20 protein-coding genes and 1 tRNA gene are annotated in these 20828 nt (G+C 62.9%); 13 read left to right on the forward strand and 8 right to left on the reverse strand.

Annotated features, from left to right (window positions below):
- Window positions 1-39 precede the first annotated feature (39 nt).
- Entirely contained in the window at window positions 40-873 is an 834-nt protein-coding gene (locus BMX61_RS17465; RefSeq protein ID WP_075625900.1) for an SDR family oxidoreductase, read from the reverse strand.
- Between the two features lie 117 nt (window positions 874-990).
- Between BMX61_RS17465 and BMX61_RS17470 the strand changes: the two genes are divergently transcribed.
- Window positions 991-1968, forward strand: coding sequence for a YihY/virulence factor BrkB family protein (locus BMX61_RS17470; RefSeq protein ID WP_075625901.1), 978 nt, complete (start codon window positions 991-993; stop codon window positions 1966-1968).
- Here the strand turns inward: BMX61_RS17470 and gluQRS are convergent.
- The gene (gluQRS, locus tag BMX61_RS17475) at window positions 1936-2820 is read right to left on the reverse strand and encodes a tRNA glutamyl-Q(34) synthetase GluQRS (protein ID WP_075625902.1); all 885 of its coding nucleotides are present in this window, start codon (window positions 2818-2820) and stop codon (window positions 1936-1938) included. The genes BMX61_RS17470 and gluQRS overlap by 33 nt on opposite strands.
- 210 nt (window positions 2821-3030) lie before the next feature.
- Between gluQRS and BMX61_RS17480 the strand changes: the two genes are divergently transcribed.
- From BMX61_RS17480 to BMX61_RS17490, 3 genes are all read left to right on the forward strand, one after another.
- Window positions 3031-3693, forward strand: a complete 663-nt coding sequence (locus BMX61_RS17480; protein WP_075625903.1) for a DNA-3-methyladenine glycosylase family protein — start codon at window positions 3031-3033, stop codon at window positions 3691-3693.
- A gap of 118 nt (window positions 3694-3811) precedes the next feature.
- On the forward strand, window positions 3812-5020 hold the full coding sequence (locus BMX61_RS17485) for a GGDEF domain-containing protein (protein WP_075625904.1): 1209 nt from the start codon (window positions 3812-3814) through the stop codon (window positions 5018-5020).
- A gap of 365 nt (window positions 5021-5385) precedes the next feature.
- The gene (locus tag BMX61_RS17490) at window positions 5386-5943 is read left to right on the forward strand and encodes an HNH endonuclease (protein WP_075625905.1); all 558 of its coding nucleotides are present in this window, start codon (window positions 5386-5388) and stop codon (window positions 5941-5943) included.
- A 187-nt stretch (window positions 5944-6130) separates the two neighbouring features.
- On the opposite strand, the gene BMX61_RS17495 is transcribed toward BMX61_RS17490, so the two are convergent.
- Both BMX61_RS17495 and BMX61_RS17500 read right to left on the reverse strand, forming a co-directional pair.
- Window positions 6131-6661, reverse strand: a complete 531-nt coding sequence (locus BMX61_RS17495) for a disulfide bond formation protein B (protein ID WP_075625906.1) — start codon at window positions 6659-6661, stop codon at window positions 6131-6133.
- A gap of 172 nt (window positions 6662-6833) precedes the next feature.
- Entirely contained in the window at window positions 6834-7421 is a 588-nt protein-coding gene (locus tag BMX61_RS17500; protein ID WP_075625907.1) for a YqaA family protein, read from the reverse strand.
- A 347-nt stretch (window positions 7422-7768) separates the two neighbouring features.
- On the opposite strand from BMX61_RS17500, the gene BMX61_RS17505 reads away from it, so the two are divergent.
- Window positions 7769-7853, forward strand: a tRNA-Leu gene (locus tag BMX61_RS17505).
- Between the two features lie 172 nt (window positions 7854-8025).
- Here the strand turns inward: BMX61_RS17505 and BMX61_RS24775 are convergent.
- Window positions 8026-8163: a hypothetical protein gene (locus BMX61_RS24775; RefSeq protein WP_170854969.1), complete on the reverse strand. Its 138-nt coding sequence runs from the start codon at window positions 8161-8163 to the stop codon at window positions 8026-8028.
- 314 nt (window positions 8164-8477) lie between these two features.
- Here BMX61_RS24775 and BMX61_RS17510 point away from each other — a divergent pair, with 314 nt between their 5' ends.
- From BMX61_RS17510 to BMX61_RS17520, 3 genes are all read left to right on the forward strand, one after another.
- Window positions 8478-8669, forward strand: a complete 192-nt coding sequence (locus BMX61_RS17510; protein ID WP_075625908.1) for a hypothetical protein — start codon at window positions 8478-8480, stop codon at window positions 8667-8669.
- Between the two features lie 321 nt (window positions 8670-8990).
- On the forward strand, window positions 8991-9215 hold the full coding sequence (locus tag BMX61_RS17515; RefSeq protein WP_075625909.1) for a hypothetical protein: 225 nt from the start codon (window positions 8991-8993) through the stop codon (window positions 9213-9215).
- 294 nt (window positions 9216-9509) lie between these two features.
- A complete protein-coding gene (locus tag BMX61_RS17520) occupies window positions 9510-11129 on the forward strand; it encodes an AMP-binding protein (protein ID WP_075625942.1) in 1620 nt (539 codons plus the stop codon).
- A gap of 51 nt (window positions 11130-11180) precedes the next feature.
- Here the strand turns inward: BMX61_RS17520 and BMX61_RS17525 are convergent, their stop codons facing one another.
- Entirely contained in the window at window positions 11181-12449 is a 1269-nt protein-coding gene (locus BMX61_RS17525) for a GNAT family N-acetyltransferase (RefSeq protein ID WP_075625910.1), read from the reverse strand.
- A 256-nt stretch (window positions 12450-12705) separates the two neighbouring features.
- Window positions 12706-15414, reverse strand: a complete 2709-nt coding sequence (secA, locus tag BMX61_RS17530; protein WP_075625911.1) for a preprotein translocase subunit SecA — start codon at window positions 15412-15414, stop codon at window positions 12706-12708.
- Window positions 15415-15661: 247 nt separating this feature from the next.
- Here secA and BMX61_RS17535 point away from each other — a divergent pair, with 247 nt between their 5' ends.
- From BMX61_RS17535 to BMX61_RS17560, 5 genes are all read left to right on the forward strand, one after another.
- Window positions 15662-16531 carry a peptidylprolyl isomerase gene (locus tag BMX61_RS17535; protein ID WP_075625912.1) on the forward strand — a complete coding sequence of 290 codons (870 nt, stop codon included), beginning with the start codon at window positions 15662-15664 and terminating at the stop codon, window positions 16529-16531.
- Window positions 16532-16719: 188 nt separating this feature from the next.
- Window positions 16720-17961, forward strand: a complete 1242-nt coding sequence (gene argJ / locus BMX61_RS17540; RefSeq protein WP_075625913.1) for a bifunctional glutamate N-acetyltransferase/amino-acid acetyltransferase ArgJ — start codon at window positions 16720-16722, stop codon at window positions 17959-17961.
- 9 nt (window positions 17962-17970) lie between these two features.
- Window positions 17971-18744 carry a GNAT family N-acetyltransferase gene (locus BMX61_RS17545; RefSeq protein ID WP_075625914.1) on the forward strand — a complete coding sequence of 258 codons (774 nt, stop codon included), beginning with the start codon at window positions 17971-17973 and terminating at the stop codon, window positions 18742-18744.
- Window positions 18741-19154, forward strand: a complete 414-nt coding sequence (gene mutT, locus BMX61_RS17550; RefSeq protein ID WP_075625915.1) for an 8-oxo-dGTP diphosphatase MutT — start codon at window positions 18741-18743, stop codon at window positions 19152-19154. The genes BMX61_RS17545 and mutT overlap by 4 nt, the downstream gene beginning before the upstream one ends.
- Before the next feature lie 319 nt (window positions 19155-19473).
- On the forward strand, window positions 19474-19794 hold the full coding sequence (locus tag BMX61_RS17560; protein ID WP_075625917.1) for a hypothetical protein: 321 nt from the start codon (window positions 19474-19476) through the stop codon (window positions 19792-19794).
- A gap of 33 nt (window positions 19795-19827) precedes the next feature.
- On the opposite strand, the gene BMX61_RS17565 is transcribed toward BMX61_RS17560, so the two are convergent.
- Entirely contained in the window at window positions 19828-20688 is an 861-nt protein-coding gene (locus tag BMX61_RS17565) for a class I SAM-dependent methyltransferase (RefSeq protein WP_075625918.1), read from the reverse strand.
- Window positions 20689-20828: the final 140 nt, after the last annotated feature.

The following is a 20828-nucleotide window of genomic DNA, read 5'->3' on the forward strand; positions in this document are numbered from 1 at the left end:
GATTTCAAGCTTTGGTCTCTGCAACTTCACCCGTTGCGCTCAGCCGAGCCGGCCGATGACCTTGTAGAACAGCCGTGCTGGCAGAAGCTTCTTGAGAAGCGCACCCCGGCGAGCGGGCTTCGTCACCAGATAATGCGGTTTCGGCCTTGGCGCCGTCAGCGCGTGTTTCAGCACGGCATAGACGGCATCCGGCTTCAGCTTGCCGGGAGCCGGTCGTCCGTCTCCGGTCAAGCGCTGCAATTGCCGGCGATATTCCTCTTTGTGCACCGATCCCTCGAGATCGATCACCCGGTGAATGTGGAAAAGCGCGTTGGCGGTGAAGCGCGACTCGATCGGACCGGGCTCGATCAGGCTCACCTCGATGCCGCTGCCGGCCAGTTCCATGCGCAAGGTCAGGCTCAAACCCTCCAGCGCGAATTTCGATGCATTATAAGCGCCACGCCACCGATACGGCACGATGCCGAGAATGGATGAGCATTGCACGATGCGGCCATGGCCCTGCGCGCGCATGGCCGGGATGACGCGCCGGGTCAGGTCGTGCCAGCCGATCACATTGGTTTCGAACTGTTCGCGCAAGGCTTCGGTCGGCAGATCCTCCACCGCGCCGGCCTGGCCATAGGCGCCATTGTTGAACAGCGCATCGAGCTTGCCGCCCGTCAGTGCGAAGACATCCGACACTAGCCGCTCGATCGAGGCGATATCGCGGTAGTCCATGAGGAAGGTCTCGATGCCCTGCTTGGCGAGGGCCGTCCGGTCTTCTTCCTTGCGCACCGTGGAGAAGACCCGCCAGCCATCGGCCACCAGCGCGCGAGCACAGAAGGCGCCGATGCCGGAGGAGCAGCCGGTGATGATGATCGTGGGGCGTTCATCCATCGCACTGCCTGCCTTCCGCCAACTGGACATTCCTCCATCCTCTCCCATATTCGCAGGCAGGTGACAATTGCGCGAAACGCCGCTTTCCGCGGCCCCTGACGAGGCTGAGCCCAGGACATGCCGTCCTATCTGACGATCGCGTGGAAAGTGGTCTTCGATGCGCTGTGGCATTTCAGCGAGGATGACGGCTGGGCCATGGCCAGCCATGTCGCGCTCTCGACTCTGCTGGCGATCTTTCCATTCCTGATCTTCGGCACGGCGCTCGGCTCCTTTCTCGGGGCCGATCAATTCGCGCAGACGGCTGTGCATCTGATCTTCGACACCTGGCCGCCCTCGATTGCCAAGCCGCTTGCCGACGAAATCGTGCAGGTTCTGACGACCCCGCGCGGTGGGCTTCTGACGGTTTCGGTTCTGGCCGCCGCTTATTTCGCCTCGAACGGCGTGGAGGCGCTGCGGGTCTCGCTCAACCGGGCCTATCGCGTCTCGGAGACGCGGCCCTGGTACATGACGCGGCTGGCTTCGCTCGGCTTCGTCCTCGCCGGTGTCGTCGTGCTGGCCATGCTCAGCATCCTGCTGGTCGTCGTGCCGCTGGCCCTGCGCTATGCCGACCGCTGGCTGCCCTGGCTCGACCAGCTTCTGGCACTGGTCAACAATTGGGGCCTTGTCGTCGCGCTGTTCATGCTCACAACAGGGCTCGCGGTCGCGCATCTCTGGCTGCCGGACGGCCGGCGCAAGATCGCCGATGTCCTGCCCGGCATTCTGCTGACGCTGTTGTGCTGGTCGATCGCGGCCTATGGCTTCGCGCTCTATCTCAAGACCTTCGCCAATTATGTCTCGACCTATGCCGGGCTGGCGTCGATCATGATCGTGCTGGTCTTCTTGTACATGACCGGGGCAATCTTCATCGTCGGGGCCGAGATCAACGCCGCGATCATGAAGTACAAGGTCAAGCGCATGGTGATCCGCCGTTTTCGCGGCACAGATGCAAAGACGGCGGAAGTGGCGGCGGCCGAGCCAGCCACGCCTGCCGAGGAGGCGGCGGCAGAAGCGCAGCTCGATGCCTCACAAAAGCAGAGCGCGCACGTCCTCAGGTGACAGGCCCGCGGCCCTCAAGGCCGAAAGACCTGTGTCGCCCAGGCTCTTCGACAGTTTCCGCCCATCAGGACCCAGCACCAGGCGATGGTGATGATAGAACGGGGCCGGCAGCGACAAGAGGCTTTGCAGGAGCCTGTGAACCGCTGTGGCGTGGAAGAGATCGCGGCCGCGCACGACATGGGTGACGTCCTGCGCGGCATCGTCGAGAACGACGCAGAGATGATAGCTCGACGGTGCATCCGAGCGTGACAGCACGACGTCCCCCCAGGCCGCGGGATCGGCGGGAACGACGCCCGTCTCGCCCTGCGGTCCCACTCCTGTCTCCTCCCAGAAAAGCTGCGCGCCCACCGCCTGAAGCGCCAACGCCATGTCCAGCCGCCAGACATGCGGGCGGCCGCTGGCAAGAGCCGCCGCCCGCTCCGCCGCGCTCCAGCCACGTTCGGGGCCGGGATAATGCGGCGCGCCATCCGGGTCGCGCGGCCACGGCTGGCCCGCGCCTTCGGCGGATGCCACGGCCGCGCGGATTTCGCCGCGGGTCATGAACGCGGGATAGACGAGCCCAAGGTCCTTGAGCCGCTCCAAGCCGCGCGCATAGAGCGGCAGATGCTCCGACTGACGCCGCACCGACCCCTGCCAGGATAGTCCGAGCCAGGCGAGGTCTTCAAAGATCGAAGCCTCGAATTCCGGCCGGCAACGCGTCGCGTCAATATCTTCGATCCGCAGCAGAAAGCGGCCGCCGCAGGCAGCGGCCATGTCGGCATTGGTGATGGCGGACAGCGCATGTCCCAGATGCAACAGCCCGTTCGGGCTGGGCGCGAAGCGAAAGACGGGGCGAGGGGACTTGGACGGCATGGGGTGTTTCTGCCATGAAATGCGCTCAGGCCAAAGCGGGCGCGGCGATGGATGGCGAGGGAGACGCTTCGTGATCCGGCGAGCGATGGTCGACGCAGGGGAAAGCCGGGCTGCACCCTTGCGAGGCGCTTCGCCTGAGCGCGATCCGACGTGCCGGCACGGCCGGCGGCAAGCTTGCCCTGTCGGAACGATCGCGGCTACACCCTCTCCATGTCTTCCCTGTCCGCCGGCCGCCTGCTCAATCATGACGATATCGAAGAAGCGCTCGATGCGCTTGTCGCGCTTGATCCGCGCCTCGTGCCCGTACGTGCGACGGCGGGCCCGTTGCCGCTTCGCCATCTGCCAGCAGGTTTCGCCGGACTTGCCTTCGTGATCGTTTCGCAGATGGTTTCGCGCGCGGCGGCGACGGCGATCTGGCGGCGGATGGAGGCCGACGACGCGACGGACGCCGACCGGCTGGCACAAAGCAGCACGGAGGATCACCGCGCCTGGGGCCTGAGCCGCGCCAAGGCTGCCAGCCTGACCACAGCGGCCACGGCCTGCCTTGACGGATGTCTCGATCTGGAGGCGCTCGCTGCGGCGCCTGCGGAGGAGGCCTTCGCCGCCCTGACCGCTCTTCGCGGCATCGGCCCCTGGACGGCAGAGGTCTATCTTCTGCTGGGGCTCGGCCATGCCGATATCTTTCCCGCCGGCGATGTCGCGCTTCAGGCCGCCGCACAGCACGCGTTGGGGCTCGAAAGTCGGCCCAAAGGCGCCGACTTCGTCGAACTCGCCAAGGCCTGGGCGCCGCGGCGTTCAGTTGCCGCGCGGCTGCTATGGGCACACTATGCGAGAATTGTAAAAACGCCCTTGAATGCCATTCCCACGCCTTGAAGCGGGCAACTGGAGGTCGTCACAAATTTCGGGCGTCTGTAAGTTAAGACTCTCAATTAGCGGCTTTTCAACCTTCGCAACTGATACTGTTTGCATCGTTAAAGGACCAGCCAGCGCAATGCTCGATTCCGCCACTTTGTTCATCGCGAGCATCGCCGTCGATTTTGGCCTTGCGGTCTATTTTTGGTCTCTGTGGATTGGTGATCGCCGGCAGCCGATTGCTTTATGGATTGCCGCCTCGACAAGCAGCGCGACGCTTGGCAGTCTGTGCGTGACATTGCGCGACATCGCGCCGAACATTGTGACAATCTGGGCCGGGCAGCTTTGCTTCATCAATGTCTTTGTCTTTCTTTGGGTCGCGGTACGTCTCGTGCACGGGCGCCAAAGGCCCGGGGTCATGCTCTGGGCGGGAGCCGCCATCTGGACTTTGCTGTGCCTGTTTCCACCGATTTTCCAATCTGAAAACTTGCGCAGCACCTGCGTGACGGTGATCTACGCCGCCTACTGCCTGACGATGTGCGGCGAAATGCTCCGTGGTGGCATGAGGCGACAAAGGTTGAGTCGCGCGCTGACGGCGGGCTTGCTCTTTATCCTGGCTGCGTCCTCGCTCGCGCTGACGATCTACACCGCCTTCAATCAAGAAGCGTTTTCGCCTGTGCAACGCAGCCAGCCTCTGGCTGCCCTTTGGCTGCTGCTCTTTCTGGTGATCTACATCGTTCTGATCGTGGCAGTGACAACACTCGAACTGAGCAACGAGGCGGAGCGTCAGCGCCAAGTCGCCGCGACCGATGGGCTGACGGGCCTGATGAATCGCCGTGCCTTCATGGAGACGGCGCAAGGACATGCGGCGGCTCAATGCGACATCGCGCTGCTTCTGCTCGACATCGATCACTTCAAACGGATCAACGACCGCTGGGGCCATGCGGCCGGGGACCGGGCCCTGACGCGTTTCGCGACAGCACTGAGCCAAGCGACTGATCAGGAAGTCGCCGGTGACGGAGAGCAGCGCCCGTTGATTGCGCGGCTGGGTGGGGAAGAATTCGTTTGTATGCTCGTTGGTCCGGACGCGCGCAAAGCAGAAAAAGTCGGAGAGCGGATTCGCGCCATGGTCGAGCGCGGCGGCTACGCTAACGACGGCTTTGGCATGACCGTCAGCATCGGCGTTGCAGCCTCCTTTGCCGGCGCCTGCGACGTTGACGAGCTGCTTTTATCTGCCGACAGGGCGCTTTATCGCGCCAAGGACGGTGGACGAAACCGCGTGGAGCATGAGGAGCAAGGCCTCGTGGTATCGTTGGATGCTACCAGTCGCACGGCAAAAGCCATGTGAGGCAGGATCGTTCGATAAAGCGCGAACGAAGACAACGCCTCTCTCACAAACAGCATGCGCTCTTCACGCGCTTGAGTGCAGCCGTTCTTCGCATGCACGCCTCCGCACTTGAGGAAGGTAGGCGTTTAAGCAGGATGTCACCTGATCAAGGCCTTTTGAGTGACGTTTTGCTGCCGGATGGCATGCCCAATGCTCCAGTGAACGTGAAGCGGTGTTCTGCGACACTATGTCGCATGGTATAATTCCTGCGGATTTGCCGGTTTTGGGGCGAATCTTGGCCTGAGCTCTGCTTTGAGCTTCACAATCCTGACGCATCGGGCCTAATATAGATGGTGCAGATGCCGAATCGATCAGGAGACCCTGGCTTGACGATTGCAGTCTCACCTCAAGCCTTGCCGGCGCTCGTGTTGAATGCCGACTATAGACCTTTGAGTTATTATCCGTTGTCCCTATGGTCCTGGCAGGATGCGATCAAAGCCGTGTTCCTGGATCGGGTCGTGATTCTTGCGGAATATGACCAGCAGGTCTCATCGCCGAGTTTCTCCATGCGGCTGCCTAGCGTGGTCTGCCTGAAGAGCTATGTGCAGCCCTCGCGCCACCCGGCCTTCACCCGCTTCAACGTCTTTCTGCGGGATAAGTTCGAATGCCAATATTGCGGGTCGAGCGAGGACCTGACGTTCGACCATGTCATTCCCAGATGCTGCGGCGGGCAGACGACTTGGGAAAACGTGGTGGCGGCCTGCTCGCCCTGCAATCTGCGCAAGGGCGGCAAGATGCCCCGCCAGGCCAGCATGTTTCCTTCGCAGAAGCCCTATCACCCGACGGTGCAGGACCTTCACAACAATGGACGGCTCTTCCCGCCGAACTACCTGCATGAAAGCTGGATGGACTATCTCTACTGGGATACCGAACTCCAGCCTTAAGCTCTTGCAGTATATCACGATTCGCCTTCGCTGCGGTCGGCCGCCTGATTGGCGGCCGACTGTTTTCAGATCAAGGCTGGACTTTTCTTTCCAAGCATTTTTGACATGGGCGGCGCGCAGGGCGGTCGGCATCAACGGCCACGCGACGCCTCGTCCTGTCGATAGGAGCTTGCTTTGGCAGCGTCGCTCAACGGCGAAGGCCCGCCAGTGCGCCCTTGAGCGCAATGGCTGCTAGAATCAGGCTGGCGATCACATTCCATCCGGCAAAGGACAGGCCAAGGATCCGCAAGGCAGCATCCGTGCAGGAGGGGCCGTGCTTGCTGTTCAGGTCCGAGAGAAGGTCGCCGACATTGGCGGAAACGCCTTGCGCTCCGCCGCAGCTTTCCGGCCCGGGCCAGAAGTGCCATTCCACGCCGGCATGATAGACGCCCATTCCCGCGCCCACGAGCATCAGGATGGCGACGATCGCCAGAAGCAGGCGCGGCACGGCCGGCGGCAGCTTCAGGCCGGTTGCGGCGATGGCGGCAAGGCCGATCGGAAGGCCATAATAATAGGGCTGGCGCTGCATCAGGCAGAGCGCGCAAGGGATATAGCCGCCGAGATGTTCGAAAGCGAGCGCGCCGCCGACGGTTGCCGCCATGCCGAGCGTAACAAGGACGGCCGGTGCCAGCATGCGCGTCGAGCCAGCTGAGGGCGCGAGGGAAAGGGGGGTGGACATGGTGTCTCCTCGAAGACAAACAGGCGGGGTCGAACCCTCATTAGACGTGCCGGGCGACTTCGGAAAGCAAAGGAGCGGCAGCTGAGGGTTCAGGCGCCTGTCTTAGCCGATCCTTGGCAAGCGCGTAGGATCAAAGCGCGACTTGACCTAAATGTGAAGAGGCGACGGCCCTTCACATCACCAGGCGATAACCGACGAAGAGCACGATCAGCACCCCGGCAACAACGCCGGCAAGCAGGCCAAGGCGCTTTTCGATGAAGTGGCGGATGCTCTCGCCATAGCGGCGCAGCAGCCAAGCCAGCAGGAAGAAGCGGGCGCCGCGCGCAATAATCGCCGAGACGATGAACAAAGCGAGGTCGATATTGACCGCGCCCGCAAGAATGGTGACCACCTTGATGGGCGGCAGATGCGCAAGGCCGGACGTGACCAGCAGCAGCACCAGCGTCTCATAGCCGACGGAGGTCTTCAGCCTTTCGAAGGCCTCGAGCTTGCCATAGAATTCCAGGATTGGCTTTGCCACGCTCTCATAGGCGTAATGGCCGAGATACCAGCCCGCAATGCCGCCGAGCACCGAGAAGATCGTTGCCACCAGAGCATAGCGCCAGGCGCGCTGGGGACGGGCAATCGCCATCGGCACGAACAGAACATCGGCCGGCACGAGGAAGATCGAGCTTTCCACGAAAGCGATGATGGCAAGCCAGACTTCCGCCGAGCGGCGCGCGGCAAGCGACATGGTCCAGTCATAAAGGCGTCGAAGCATGAAGCCAGCTTTCCCCGGAAGCGAGAGGATGATCAGGGCCGCACGACATGCCTTCGCTTTGCAAAGCGAGGTCTGCCGCAGTGCAGCAATTTCCTGGGCCTCCTTTTAGGCGGCTTACACGCGTCTGTAAATTGCCTTGGCAAAAGGGCAAGGGCTTGTCGGCCTGCATGACGCCTGGCCAACAGGTGCGCCATCCCTTTGCATGACCGACCATTGGACGAGCCTACGGTGCGGCATGATCGCCCCCACCCGACTCTCCGGCTTGATGGAAAAAGCCTCGTTTTGACTATGACAAGGTGCTTGTCAGCCCGCAAAGCACCGTGGTAGACAGCGCTCACCGATCTAAGGCCCCATTGGCGGAATTGGTAGACGCGCTCGACTCAAAATCGAGTTCCGAAAGGAGTGCTGGTTCGACCCCGGCATGGGGCACCAGATCGTTTTAAATCATTGAAATTGTTGAGTTTTGAAAAAATCGAGCGATTTTAGATCGCTCGACGGTATGAATAGCTCTGTTGAAAAACACGGTCCTGCCGTTAGCCAGATCAGGTCGTCCTGACCCCTTGCATGAGCTGGCGGTCACCACTGAAGGCAAGCATCAGCCTGATCAGAAAGCGGTGCTGGCGCCTGGATCAGCTGGCATGAAAAAGAAGAAATAAATCGCCGCCAGCACGATCGCCACGGTGAAGATCGTGATCACGAACCGCAACATGCCGCGGCCAGCCTTTTTTCCGGTGTCTTTCATGCTCGCCTAACGGCGCAGGAAGGCCTGCGGTTCCCCGCAGTCGCTGGCGTCTCTGTGGAAAACGGATCGCTTGATCCGTCTTTTGCGACTGCGCCTCGAGCATCTTTTTCACACGGATTCTTGCTCCAATTCCCTTTCGTGCGCTGGCATGGCAGGCTCCGGCTCAAGGCTATATGATAAGAATTGACGTCCTGAGCCGGTTTCAGGCCATGTCGCGCTCCTTCAGAGCGACATGTTCGCTTTAAGTCTGCGATGCGAATGGATGATCGCAATGCGCTGCGCTGGGTCACGCGCGCCAGTTCTGGAGGCGGAAGATGGTGGGCGAGGCACGGTACGAGGCGCGGCAGGCCGAGGACGGTAAATGGATGGTGATGGATAGACTGACACGTCTTCCCGCAGCCACGGACGGACGGGATCTTGTCGGTTTGAGCGCCGAGGATGCACGCGACATCGCCGACGTCTTGAACAGATCGACCGACGAGCGCGGCCGCAGTCCGCTTCTGTGAGGGCGCGCTGAGCAGCGTTGCACCGGGACCTTCTTTGCCTCGATGACTGGCTTGCGATCAAGGCGGGGAGGTTGCGGCTGCAAGAAAGGTGACACGTTCGACGATGGTCTGGCAACCGGCTGATGCGGCTCAAGCATGAGACAGCCTTGTGACAATCCGCTTGACGGAAAGGCGGCACGCCCGCATCTCCTTGATGGACAGGGCCCGTGCACCTGCGCCCATGCGTGGAGGTACGCCGGACGAAGATCGCAAGGCGTGGACTCACGACTTGCGTGTATGGGCCAGGAATAGTGCACGAATTTTGATGCAGCGAGGAGCGGAATGGCGGCGCAGCACCTGATCGAAGACGAGATGCCGCCCGTTCAGCGCTGCGCTGCCCGGCTTGCCGAGCATATAGCGTCGGTTCACCAGGAAACGGGCGAGTTCGGTGTGCTCTCGATTCTCTTGAAGAATGTCGTGGTGGATGGCGTGGCGATGGGCGATTACGAGGTGATCGTCCAGCAGATCCGTCCGGCCGATGTGCTCGATCTCGACGTGATCGCCTGACCCGTTGCGCGAAACATCGCAGGCGGCGTGCTGGATAAAGACATTTGGCAGGAGATCTTCCAGGCCATCTGAGGCCATGAAAACAGCGCGGACGCACTACAAACCGCGCTTGCCCCTTCTTTGCCACAGCAACTCTGAAAGCTCGGTAAACAAGCAGAGCCTCAAGCGCTATTCGTCGAAATTTTTTCCGAGCCGAAGAGGCGCGGGAACCGAAAAATCCTGGCTTCGCGGTTGCTCGGATCGCGCCTGAAATCCACCGTTTCGCTGCGCTGCATTATGGCGTACACCAAGGCCATGTTTGCACCGCACACGGATTATCAGAGCCTCTACGACGGCTTTCGCTGGGCGTTGCCGTCGCGTTTCAACATGGGCGTGGCCGTGAGCGACGCCTGGGCGAAAGAGGCGCCCAAACGGGTCTGCCTGGAGCACTTCGATCCCGGGAGGCCGCCCCGGCAGATGGATTATGCGGGTTTTTCGCAAAAATCGTCCGCCCTCGCCAAGGCGCTTAAAGCCAGGGGTGTGGTGCCGGGCGACCGGGTCGCCATTCTCCTCCCACAGGGTTTCGAAACGGCGATTACCCATGCTGCGGTCTATAAGCTTGGCGCCATTGCCTTGCCGCTTGCGCTTCTCTTCGGCGCGGAAGCCATGGCCTTTCGTCTTAAGGATGCCGAGGCGCGGGTAGTTGTCACCGACCTGTTCGGCCTGAGCCGGCTTCAGGAAATCCGTTCAGGTCTGTCGACCCTCGATCTCGTGCTCGTTGCCTGCGAGGGCGCAGCGCCGGATGGCACCATCGCCTTTGCGGCCCTGACGCAGGACGATCAGGGCTTCGTGCCGCTCGACACCGGTCCCGACGATCCGGCGCTGATGATCTACACCTCCGGCACGACGGGGCCGCCCAAGGGTGCCCTGCATGGCCATCGGGTTCTGCTCGGCCATCTTCCCGGCTTTGCTTTCCACCATGCGCCGCTGCCGCAGCCCGATGACAAGCTCTGGACGCCGGCTGACTGGGCTTGGGCCGGCGGCCTGCTGAACGCGCTGATGCCGTCCCTGCTCTTCGGCATTCCCGTCGTGTCCTCGCCGGCGCAGAAGTTCGATCCGCATATGGCGTTTCGCATTCTGGCGGAAATGAAGGTGCGCAATGCCTTCATACCGCCGACGGCGCTGCGGCTGATGCGGGCCGTTGAGGACCCGCGCAAGCTTTATGCTTTCGACCTGCGAACTGTCTCCTCCGCCGGGGAAAGCCTGGGGCGCGACACCTATGAGCACGCGAGCGCCGCGCTTGGCGTGCCGGTGGCCGAGTTCTACGGCCAGACGGAGTGCAATATGGTGCTCTCCTCTAGCGCCCATCATGGTGTCCTGAAGGCCGGGAGCATGGGCAAGGCCGTGCCTGGCCATCGGGTGGCGATCATCGATGGGCAGGGTAGGCCGTTGCCGCAGGGCAGTCCTGGCCAAGTGGCTGTTGCCCAGCCGGACCCGGTGATGTTTCTCGGCTATTGGCGCAACGATGCCGCAACCACCGCCAAATTCATCGGCGACTATATGACGACGGGCGACGAAGGTGTGATGGACGAGGAGGGCTATGTCACCTTCTTCGGGCGCGACGACGACGTCATCACGTCTTCGGGTTACCGCATCGGCCCGACCGAAATCGAGGATTGCCTGAGTGGTCATCCTGCCGTCGCACTCGTCGCCGTGGTCGGCAAGCCGGACCCGCTGCGCACGGAGATCGTCAAGGCCTTCATCGTGCTAAAGCAGGGCGCCCAGCCGAGCGAACGATTGAAGACAGAGCTTGCCACCTGGGTGAAAACGCGGCTTTCCATGCATGAATATCCGCGTGAGATCGCCTTCGTCGACAGCCTGCCGCTGACGACCTCCGGCAAAGTCATTCGCCGTGCGCTCCGTGCGCAGAGTTGAGATAGCCGATCTTTGGATGCATCAGCCAGGCCTACAAGCGATGAAGGCGTTTCAGGACCGTGCAAGCGCGCGGATGCGCTCGCGCAGCAGCTTAGCGATGTTGCGCGTGTTTCGGTAAAGGTGGAGCTGGGTCGCGACCTGGCGCACGTCGCGGTCGCGGTTGGGCGAAAGGCCGATGATCAGCGTGCCCATCGGCTCCCGCTCGGCCCAGAAGCGGCTCATGATCGGATGATCGGGCACGGCGCAGCTGTCAGTGCGCTCGATGTTCGGATCGTCGAGATGCCAGCCGGTGAGCGCGGCAACCAGGAGCTTGCCGGGGGAAAAGCGGGCATAGGCCTCGTTATAAGCGGTCTTCCAAGTATAGGCGTCGCCGCCCATCAGGAAGACGATCATCGAAGCGATGGCCGTGCCGTTTAGATCCAGCGTGTGGATGCGCACGGCATCGGCTTCGGCCAGATTGCTGACCGCCTCGCGTGCGAATGCTGCGCGAAGCCGGTCGCTGAGCAAGGCGGAGCGGGACTGGCCTTTCCAGCCGGAGGCTTCCAGCGTGAGGAATTCCTCCATGCGCTGGCGCACCTCGGCCGGCTGCCGCGCAACGTGATGGGCAAGCCGTCCCTTTTCCTTCAGCCGCGCGCCCTGCCGTTTGAGTTCGCGCAGATGGCCAGCGCTGACGACGCGCCGAAGATAGGTTTGGCCATCCTCCCGGCTGTTCAGCATCGGCCGCATAGCTTCGTCCGCAACGGTCAAGGGCAGGTTACGGGCCAGGGCGACCGCGCGCGCCGTCTGGCCGAAGGCACCCGTCAGCCGGATCTCGGGCATAACCAGGATGCCGGGCAGGCCCGTCGCCGGATCGGCCAGTGCCTCCAGCAGATTGTCGATGGTTTCGCCGGCATCCTCCCGGTCGAGCAGCGGCACGCCAAGCGGCGCATAGGGATTGGCCCAGGAGCGCAGGATCGACGGGCCGATGCCGAAGCCCGGTCTTTCCACACGAAACGGCATGAGGAATCGCAGGCGGCTGCGCCCCTCGGATTCGTCGCGCAGAATGGCCAGCCGCACGTCCCGGTCGTCCAGCCTTGGCATGGCCGGTGCGAGAAACCGGGCGCTGAAGAAGATGTTGGACTCGATTGCCCGATTGGAGAGAAAATCGAGCTCGGTCTGAAGCGCATAGCCTGCCTGCGCCGTATAAACACTGAACGCCCGGCCGGGCCGCCCGACTGGGCGATGCAGTGTCCGGGGTGCCACGCCTCTCGATGTCGCGGCCGGATCGAGCGCGCCAAGCGCCCGCCTGTCGGCATCGCTGGGAACATGAGAGGCATTCATGATCGCGTCACCTCGAACGGAAGGGTTGGGGCTTCGCCGGATATGCGGGCTTGAGAACTGTCAACGCGCAGTGCGAGCCGGGAGCCCAGACGCGCTGCACAAGGTCTTCACTTTTCACAGATCGGTCTTAACAAAGCGTTCTGCCGCAGATGCGAAATGTGCTGGAAATTCACCTTGCGATTGCGTGAAGGCATGAAAAAGGCCGGCGAGGAGTAAGCCCCACCGGCCATCGATCATCACCGGTATGCGAGGCCGATCAGGCCTCGTAGGCGCCGTGGCAATGCTTGTATTTCTTGCCCGAGCCGCAGGGGCAGGGCTCATTGCGCGGAACCTTGCCCCAGGTGGCCGGGTTGTTCGGGTCGCGCTGCTCCGGCGGCACGTAGGGCAGATCGCTCGACCCGGCGAATGCGTCCTCGCCGGTCAGGGGATCGATATGATGCGCCTGCATGATGGGCAGTTCCGGCTCCGGCTCCTGCCCTTCGCGCACCAATTCGACGCGCATCAGCTGCGAGATGGCCGTCTGGCGCAAATTGACCAGAAGCGCCTGGAACAGCTCGAAGGCTTCGCTCTTATATTCCTGCAGTGGATCGCGCTGGGCATAACCGCGGAAACCGATCACCGAGCGAAGGTGGTCGAGATTGACGATGTGTTCGCGCCAGAGGTGATCGAGCGTCTGCAGGATCACCGACCGTTCGACATAATGCATGATCTCGGGGCCGAAACGCTCGGCACGGTCTGCGGCGGCAGCGTTGGCGGCTGCCATCAGCCGCTCGCGAATATCGTTCTCGTCAATGCCTTCCTCGGCCGCCCAGGCGGCGAGCGGCAGGTCGAGATTGAGCATGCCACGCACATCCTCGGTCAGGCCCTCGATGTCCCATTGCTCGGCATAGGCCTTTTCCGGCACGCGGCGGGAGACCATGTCCTCGATCACCTCACGGCGCATGTCGGCCACGGTTTCCGACAGATCGGGCGAGTCCATCACTTCGAGGCGCTGCTCGAAGATCACCTTGCGCTGGTCGTTGATCACGTCGTCATATTTCAGAAGATTCTTGCGCGTGTCGAAATTGCGCGCCTCCACCTTCTTCTGCGCCCGTTCCAGCGCCTTGTTGATCCAGGGATGGACGATGGCCTCGCCTTCCTTCAGGCCGAGCTTCTGTAGCATGCTGTCCATGCGCTCGGAGCCAAAGATCCGCATCAGATCGTCCTGCAGCGACAGGAAGAATTTGGAGCGGCCGGGGTCGCCCTGACGGCCGGAGCGGCCGCGCAGCTGGTTGTCGATGCGCCGGCTTTCGTGGCGTTCGGTGGCGAGAACGTAGAGGCCACCGGCGGCCAGCGCCTTTTCCTTCAGCGTCTGCACCTCGGCGCGGATCTGCGCCTCGCGCTCCGTGCGCTCCGGCCCCGGCTCCATCTCGCCGAGCTCGGCCTCGATGCGCATGTCCAGATTGCCACCGAGCTGAATGTCCGTGCCGCGCCCGGCCATATTGGTGGCGATGGTCACGGCGCCGGGCACACCGGCCTGGCTGACGATATAGGCTTCCTGCTCATGATAGCGGGCGTTCAGCACCTGAAAATCGGTGAAGCCGGCGCGTCGCAGAAGCTCGGCCAGCAGTTCCGACTTTTCGATCGAGGTGGTGCCGACCAGAACCGGCTGACCCTTGTCGCGCGCCTGGCGGATCTCCTCGACGATCGCCTTGTATTTTTCCTCGGCTGTCCGATAGACCTCGTCATCCTCGTCGATGCGCAGGATCGGCAGGTTGGTCGGGACTTCCAGTACTTCGAGGCCGTAGATATTCCCGAACTCCTCCGCTTCCGTCGCGGCGGTGCCGGTCATGCCGCCCAGCTTTTCGTACATGCGGAAATAGTTCTGGAAGGTGATGGAGGCGAGCGTCTGGTTCTCGGGCTGGATCTGCACCTTTTCCTTGGCTTCCAGCGCCTGGTGCTGCCCTTCGGAATAGCGCCGTCCCGGCATCATGCGGCCGGTGAACTCGTCGATGATGACGATCTCGCCATTGCGGACGATGTAGTCCTTGTCGCGGGTGAAGAGCTTGTGGGCCTTCAGCGCATTGTTGACGTGGTGGACGATCGCCACGTTCTCGACGTCGTAAAGCGACTCGCCCTTGAGCAGACCGGCCTCGCGCAGCAGGTTCTCGAGCTTTTCGGTGCCCTCTTCGGAGAAGCTTGCCGCCCGCTGCTTCTCATCGATCTCGTAGTCGCCCTCAGACAGCATCGGAATGAAGGCGTCGATGGCGTTGTAAAGCTCCGAGCGGTCGTCCAGAGGGCCGGAGATGATCAGCGGCGTGCGCGCCTCGTCGATCAGGATCGAGTCCACCTCGTCGACGATGGCGAAGAAATGGCCGCGCTGCACCATCTGGCTGCGCTCGAATTTCATGTTGTCGCGCAGATAGTCGAAGCCGAGCTCGTTATTGGTCGCATAGGTGATGTCGCAGGCATAGGCGTCGTGGCGCTGCTCGTCGCTCAGACCGTGGACGATGACGCCCGTGGTCATGCCGAGAAAGCCGTAGATCCGGCCCATGATGGCACTGTCGCGGCTGGCCAGATAGTCGTTGACGGTCACCACATGCACGCCCTTGCCGGCGAGCGCATTGAGATAGACCGGCAGGGTCGCGACCAGCGTCTTGCCTTCGCCGGTTTTCATCTCGGCGATTGCGCGCTCATGGAGGATCATGCCGCCGATCAGCTGCACGTCGAAGGGGCGCAGGCCGAGCACGCGGCGCGCTGCCTCGCGCACCACCGCGAAGGCGGGCACCAGAAGGTCGTCCAGCGTCTTGCCCTCGGCCAGCTGGGCGCGGAACTCGACGGTCTTTCCCGCCAGCGCTTCATCCGAGAGCGCCTTCATTTCGGCCTCCAGGGCGCCGATGGCCTGGACCCTGGCGCGGTAGCCCTTGACGCGGCGATCATTGGAAGAGCCGAAGAGTTTGCGGGCGAGGCCGCCGAGACTGACCATCACTGGTCCTTTCGTTCATAGTCGTGCGGCGGATCAGGCGCGGGCCTAAGCGGCACAAGAAAAAGCGCTGAAACGCCCGGAATGTCTTCTGGACGCGAGGTTGCGTGACAGATAAGAGGGGGGTCGAATGATGTCAACGGGACTTGCCGCGCCCCAAGGCTACACATCGGCCACAATCTGATGCTCCCAAGGCGCGACCGAAGCGCCGCGTAGCGTGGCGCACGGGATCCCATGGAAAGGGTATAGGATGTCGAAACTGAAGTTGCTCGCCACCGTGGCCTTCGTTGCCCTGATGACGGCGAACGGCGCGGCCGTGGCTCAAGATGCCGCGGCGGATCCGGTGGTGGCCAAGGTCGGCGACGCGGAAATCCACAAGTCCGAGCTGGACCTTGCGGTCAATTCGCTCGACCCGCAGCTTGCCCAGTTGCCCGATGAGCAGAAGCAGGCAGCCGCGCTCTCCGGCCTGATCGATGTGAAGCTGCTGGCCAAGGACGCAGACAAGGAAGGGCTCGCCAATGACGAAGCCTTCAAGAAGCGCATGGCCTATCTGACCGAGCGCGAGCTCCACAATGCCTACTTCAAGAAGCATGTGGTCGATGCCGTGACCGACGAGGAGGTCAAGGCGCGCTATGAAAAGGAAGTCTCCGCGATCAAGCCGCAGGAAGAGGTCAAGGCCCGCCATATCCTGCTGAAGACCGAGGACGAAGCCAAGGCCGTCATCAAGGAGCTGGATGCCGGCAAGGATTTCGCTACGCTCGCCAAGGAAAAGTCCACCGATCCGAACAAGGACGACGGCGGCGATCTCGGCTATTTCACCAAGGACCGCATGGTGCCGGAATTCTCCGAGGCCGCCTTTGCGCTCGACAAGGGCAAATATACCAAGGAACCGGTGAAGTCGCAGTTCGGCTATCACGTCATCCTCGTCGAGGATAAGCGCATGCAGCCGCCGCCGCCGCTCGAACAGGTGGCGCCGCAGGTCAAGCAGCTGGTGATGCGCGACAAGTATCTGGCGCTGCTCGAAAGTGCCAAGACCCAGGCCGGTGTCGAGATTGCCGATCCCGCGCTGAAGAAGGCCTATGACGAGGCCAACAAGGCCGAGGCCGAAGGCCAGAATTGACCGTGTGAGCCGCGCCGGCTGCCGCTGGCGCTGTCGTCAGATCGTCGTCTTGGCGTGATTGAGTTTTTCTCCCGGAGGCGTCCGCGCCTTCGGGATTTTCATATGGCCTGATGCCGGGCCGGTTTCGTCGTCCCGGTCTTTGCCGTCTGTTTCCGCCTTCCATGTCCTTCCTTTTGCAGGGTGTGCCCATGTCGACTTCCGTTTCCCCGCTTGCGCCGAAGACCTTCGCCACCTTGCCGCCGCTGCGCGGCGTGCGCATGGCCACTGCCGAAGCCGGCATCAAGTACAAGAACCGGACCGACGTGCTGATGATGGTGTTCGATGGACCGGCCGCCGCAGCCGGCGTCTTCACCCGCTCGCGCTGCTCCTCTGCCCCCGTCGATTTCTGCCGGCGCAATCTGGCCGGCGGCGTGGCGCGGGCCGTCGTCGTCAATTCCGGCAATGCCAATGCTTTTACCGGCAGGAAGGGCCGCGCGGCGACCGAATTGACCGCCAGCTCCGCCGCCGCTGCCGTGGGCTGCGCCGAGAGCGAGGTCTTCCTCGCCTCCACCGGCGTGATCGGCGAGCCGCTCGACGCGACGAAATTTTCCGGCGTCCTGTCCGACATGAACCTGCGCGCGACCGAGGATTTCTGGTTCGAAGCCGCCAAAGCGATCATGACCACGGACACCTATCCAAAGGTCGCCACCCGCACCGCCGAGATCGCTGGCGTGACCGTGACGATCAACGGCATTGCCAAGGGCGCCGGCATGATCGCGCCCGACATGGCCACCATGCTGTCCTTCGTCGTCACCGATGCCGCGCTCTCCGCGCCGGTCCTGCAGGAACTCCTGTCAAAGGGTGTCGGCCCGAGCTTCAATTCGGTGACCGTCGACAGCGACACCTCCACCTCCGACACGCTGATGCTGTTTGCCACCGGTGCCGCAGAGGCCGATGGCCAGGCGCCGATCACCGATGTGGCCAATGAGGCGCTGGATGGCTTCCGCCTCGCGCTGAACGACCTTCTGAAGGATCTGGCGCTGCAGGTGGTGCGCGACGGAGAAGGCGCGCGCAAGATGGTGGCGGTCACCGTCGAAGGCGCGGAGAGCGATGCCGCCGCCAAGCGCGTGGCGCTGTCGATCGCCAATTCGCCTCTGGTCAAGACCGCAGTTGCTGGCGAGGACGCCAATTGGGGCCGTGTCGTCATGGCCGTCGGCAAATCCGGCGAGGTGGCCGACCGCGACCGGCTGGAGATCTGGTTCGGCGATGTCCGCGTCGCGGTCGATGGCGAGCGCGATCCCGATTATTCCGAAGCGGATGCCTCCGCCGTCATGAAGCAGCAGGACATCGCCGTCCGCGTCAACCTCAATCTCGGCTCCGGTCACGCGACGGTCTATACCTGCGACCTCACCAAGGAATATGTCGAGATCAACGGCGACTATCGGAGCTGATGGCCGGTCATGCGGGATGCGACGACGGCCAGCGTGCTGGCAAGCGTGCGGCGGCTGGAAGCAGTCGGCTTCCGGGCCTGGCCGGCGGAGCAGGCGATCTATGACGGCAGCTGGCTGATCCGGCTCACTAGAGCGCATCCTTCCAAGCGGCTGAACAGCCTCAATCCGCTCGACCCCGGCGACCGGCGCGACATTGCCGGCCGGCTGAAGGCGGCAGGCAAGCGCTTCGCCGCAGCCGGACGGCCTCTGACCATCCGGATGACGCCGCTTGCGCCGCCGGAACTGCTCGACCATCTTCACGGGGAAGGCTTTGAGCGGTTCGACGAATCGATCGTGATGAGCGCCGATCTCTCCCAGGGCGCCGGCGAGGGGCTGGATCAACTGCCTTTGCGCGACATCAACCGCTTCATCGATGCCCGGCTGGCGATTTCGGGCGAGCCGGAAAGCCTGCGTGCCGGGCTGTGTTCGATCCTGGCCGCCATCAAGCCGGAGACCGGCCTTTTCCTGCTGCAATCCGCAGACCGGCCGTCTGCCGTGGCGCTGGCGGTGCTGGACGGCGAACTGATCGGCCTGGAACAGGTGGCCGTTGCCGAGGCCGAGCGGGGCCAGGGGCTCGGCAAGGCCGTGGTCCAGTCGGCGCTGCGCTGGGGACATCTGCATGGGGCACGCATGGCCTGGCTGGCCGTAGGTGCGGCGAATGCCCCGGCGCTGGCGCTCTATCGCAAGCTCGGCTTTTCCGAGGTCTATCGCTATGCCTATTTCAGGGAAAGAAACGAGGCATGAGCGCCGCGCCCCGTCGACTGCTCCTCGTGTCCGCCTGCGCGCTCGTCGATGCCGATCGCCGCATTCTTCTGGCCCAGCGCCCACAGGGAAAATCCATGGCCGGTCTCTGGGAGTTTCCCGGCGGCAAGGTGGAGGCGGGCGAAACGCCGGAGGAGACGCTGGTGCGCGAACTGGACGAGGAGCTGGGCATCCGCACCAAGGTTGCCTGTCTTGCGCCCCTGACCTTCGCCAGCCATGCCTATCCCGAGTTCCACCTGCTGATGCCGGTCTTCGTCTGCCGCCGCTATGAGGGCGTGCCGCAGGGGCGGGAGGGTCAGGCACTAAAGTGGGTGCGGGCCGCCGCCCTGCGCGATTATCCCATGCCCCCGGCCGACGAGCCGCTGATTCCCATCCTTCAGGATCTTCTGTGACGTCCAGCCGCCCTTTTCTGGCGGCTTCACGGTCTCTCCTGTGGAGAGGTCTTCACGCTGGCGTGAAAGCGCCTGCCATGGGCGTGCTTACCACAGAGTTGCGGTCCTTCGTTAATCGAACGTTTATCTCCCTTAAGGCAAATTCGCTGTTAAGGAGAATCGGCTGTCCCATCGTGGCACCGGCTCTCCACGAGGCCGCAGGGCATGTCGTCGTCTTTCCGGAAGATGGCTGCTCGAAGCGTCCCGTTTGCGTGCAGGGAAATGAAGCGATTGACGGCATGAGCAGGGCCGTCATGCGTTCGCAGCGATGAGGCAAGCGATGGCTGACGATGACTTTTGGACCACCGTTCAGGACAAGGACCTGGCACCTGTGCCTTACAGGCGGACAGGCGTGCTCAATCTATCGCTTCTTTTTGGCACGGCCGTCATCGCGCTGACGCTGATCCTCACGCCGATGCTGGCAGGCAAGAAGACACCGAGCGTTCTGGCCAACGCGCCGATCGATTATGACGGCGTCGTCACCGGATCGATCCCCAAGGATGGCGCCGAGAAGCGCTATACCGTGCGCCGGAGTGTGGTGCAGCCAATCCCCGGCGCTGTCTGCATCATCGATGCCAATGGGCCGTCGAGCGGCTGCTGAGGTCGCTTCGACTGCCGGTTTCTAGCAAAGTCTCTAGCTGTCCTTGACCTTCAGCGCGTCGGCAAGCCGCATCTTGGCCGAGCCGGGCTTCAAGGGTTGCTGCTGGCTTTCATGCGGCGCCCAGCCCGAGACATAGATGATGGTGAAGGTCGCGCGGATGCGGCCATCGGGATCGCTGAAGCGCGTGGCATAGAGCTCGGCCGCGCGCATCAGCACCTTGCGCGGCAGGGGCGTCCGGCTGCGCCCCAGCAGCGGATTGGCCATGCCCATGGCGCGCAAATCCCGCGCCAGCGCGAACAGCGAATCATAGCGTACCGTGTAGCTGTCCGAATCGACCACCGGCAGGGCATAGCCGGCCCTTTGAAGAAGCCCGCCGACCTCGCGCACATCGACGAAAGGAATGACGCGCGGGCTGGCGCCGCCGGTGATTTCGCTTTCCGCCGCCAGCATCACCTCGCGCAATTCCTGCAAGGTTCCGGCACCGGGAATGGCGGCCAGGAACAGCCCGTCCGGCGCCAGCGCCCGGCGCACCTGGATGAAGACGCCGGGCGTATCGTTGGTCAGGTGCAGGGAGAGCGGCGAGACAACAAGATTGGCAGAGCCCGGCGCCAGCGGCACGTGCTCCAGCGGAGCCGCGATCATCTCGGGCTGGTCGGCAACGGTTTCGACACGGGTGACATGGCCGATCTTGCCGGTTTGCATCAGCCGCTCGGCCACCTGTCCGGTATAGCCATGCAATTCCACGGCCTCGTCGAAGTGCCGCTCGATCACTGCGAGACGGTCGGCCAGCTCGTCGGCCGCGATCTGCAGGAGAAAGGCGGCGGACCGATCGCCCGATTTCAGTGCGCGTGCGCGGTGGGCTTCCACAAGGGACTGGTCAAATAAGAGTTCCACGATAGACTGCCTTTGCACAATTGAAACCCGCGGCCTGATGGCGGCGCCATTGTCTGCGGGATATCCCATCGAAATGGGGCCTCATCGGAGAGAGCGCCAGGACCGCGCTCGACAGGCGCAGGATGGCACGATGCTTTCCT

It is taken from the genome of Xaviernesmea oryzae (assembly GCF_900109605.1).
Lineage (GTDB): Bacteria > Pseudomonadota > Alphaproteobacteria > Rhizobiales > Rhizobiaceae > Xaviernesmea > Xaviernesmea oryzae.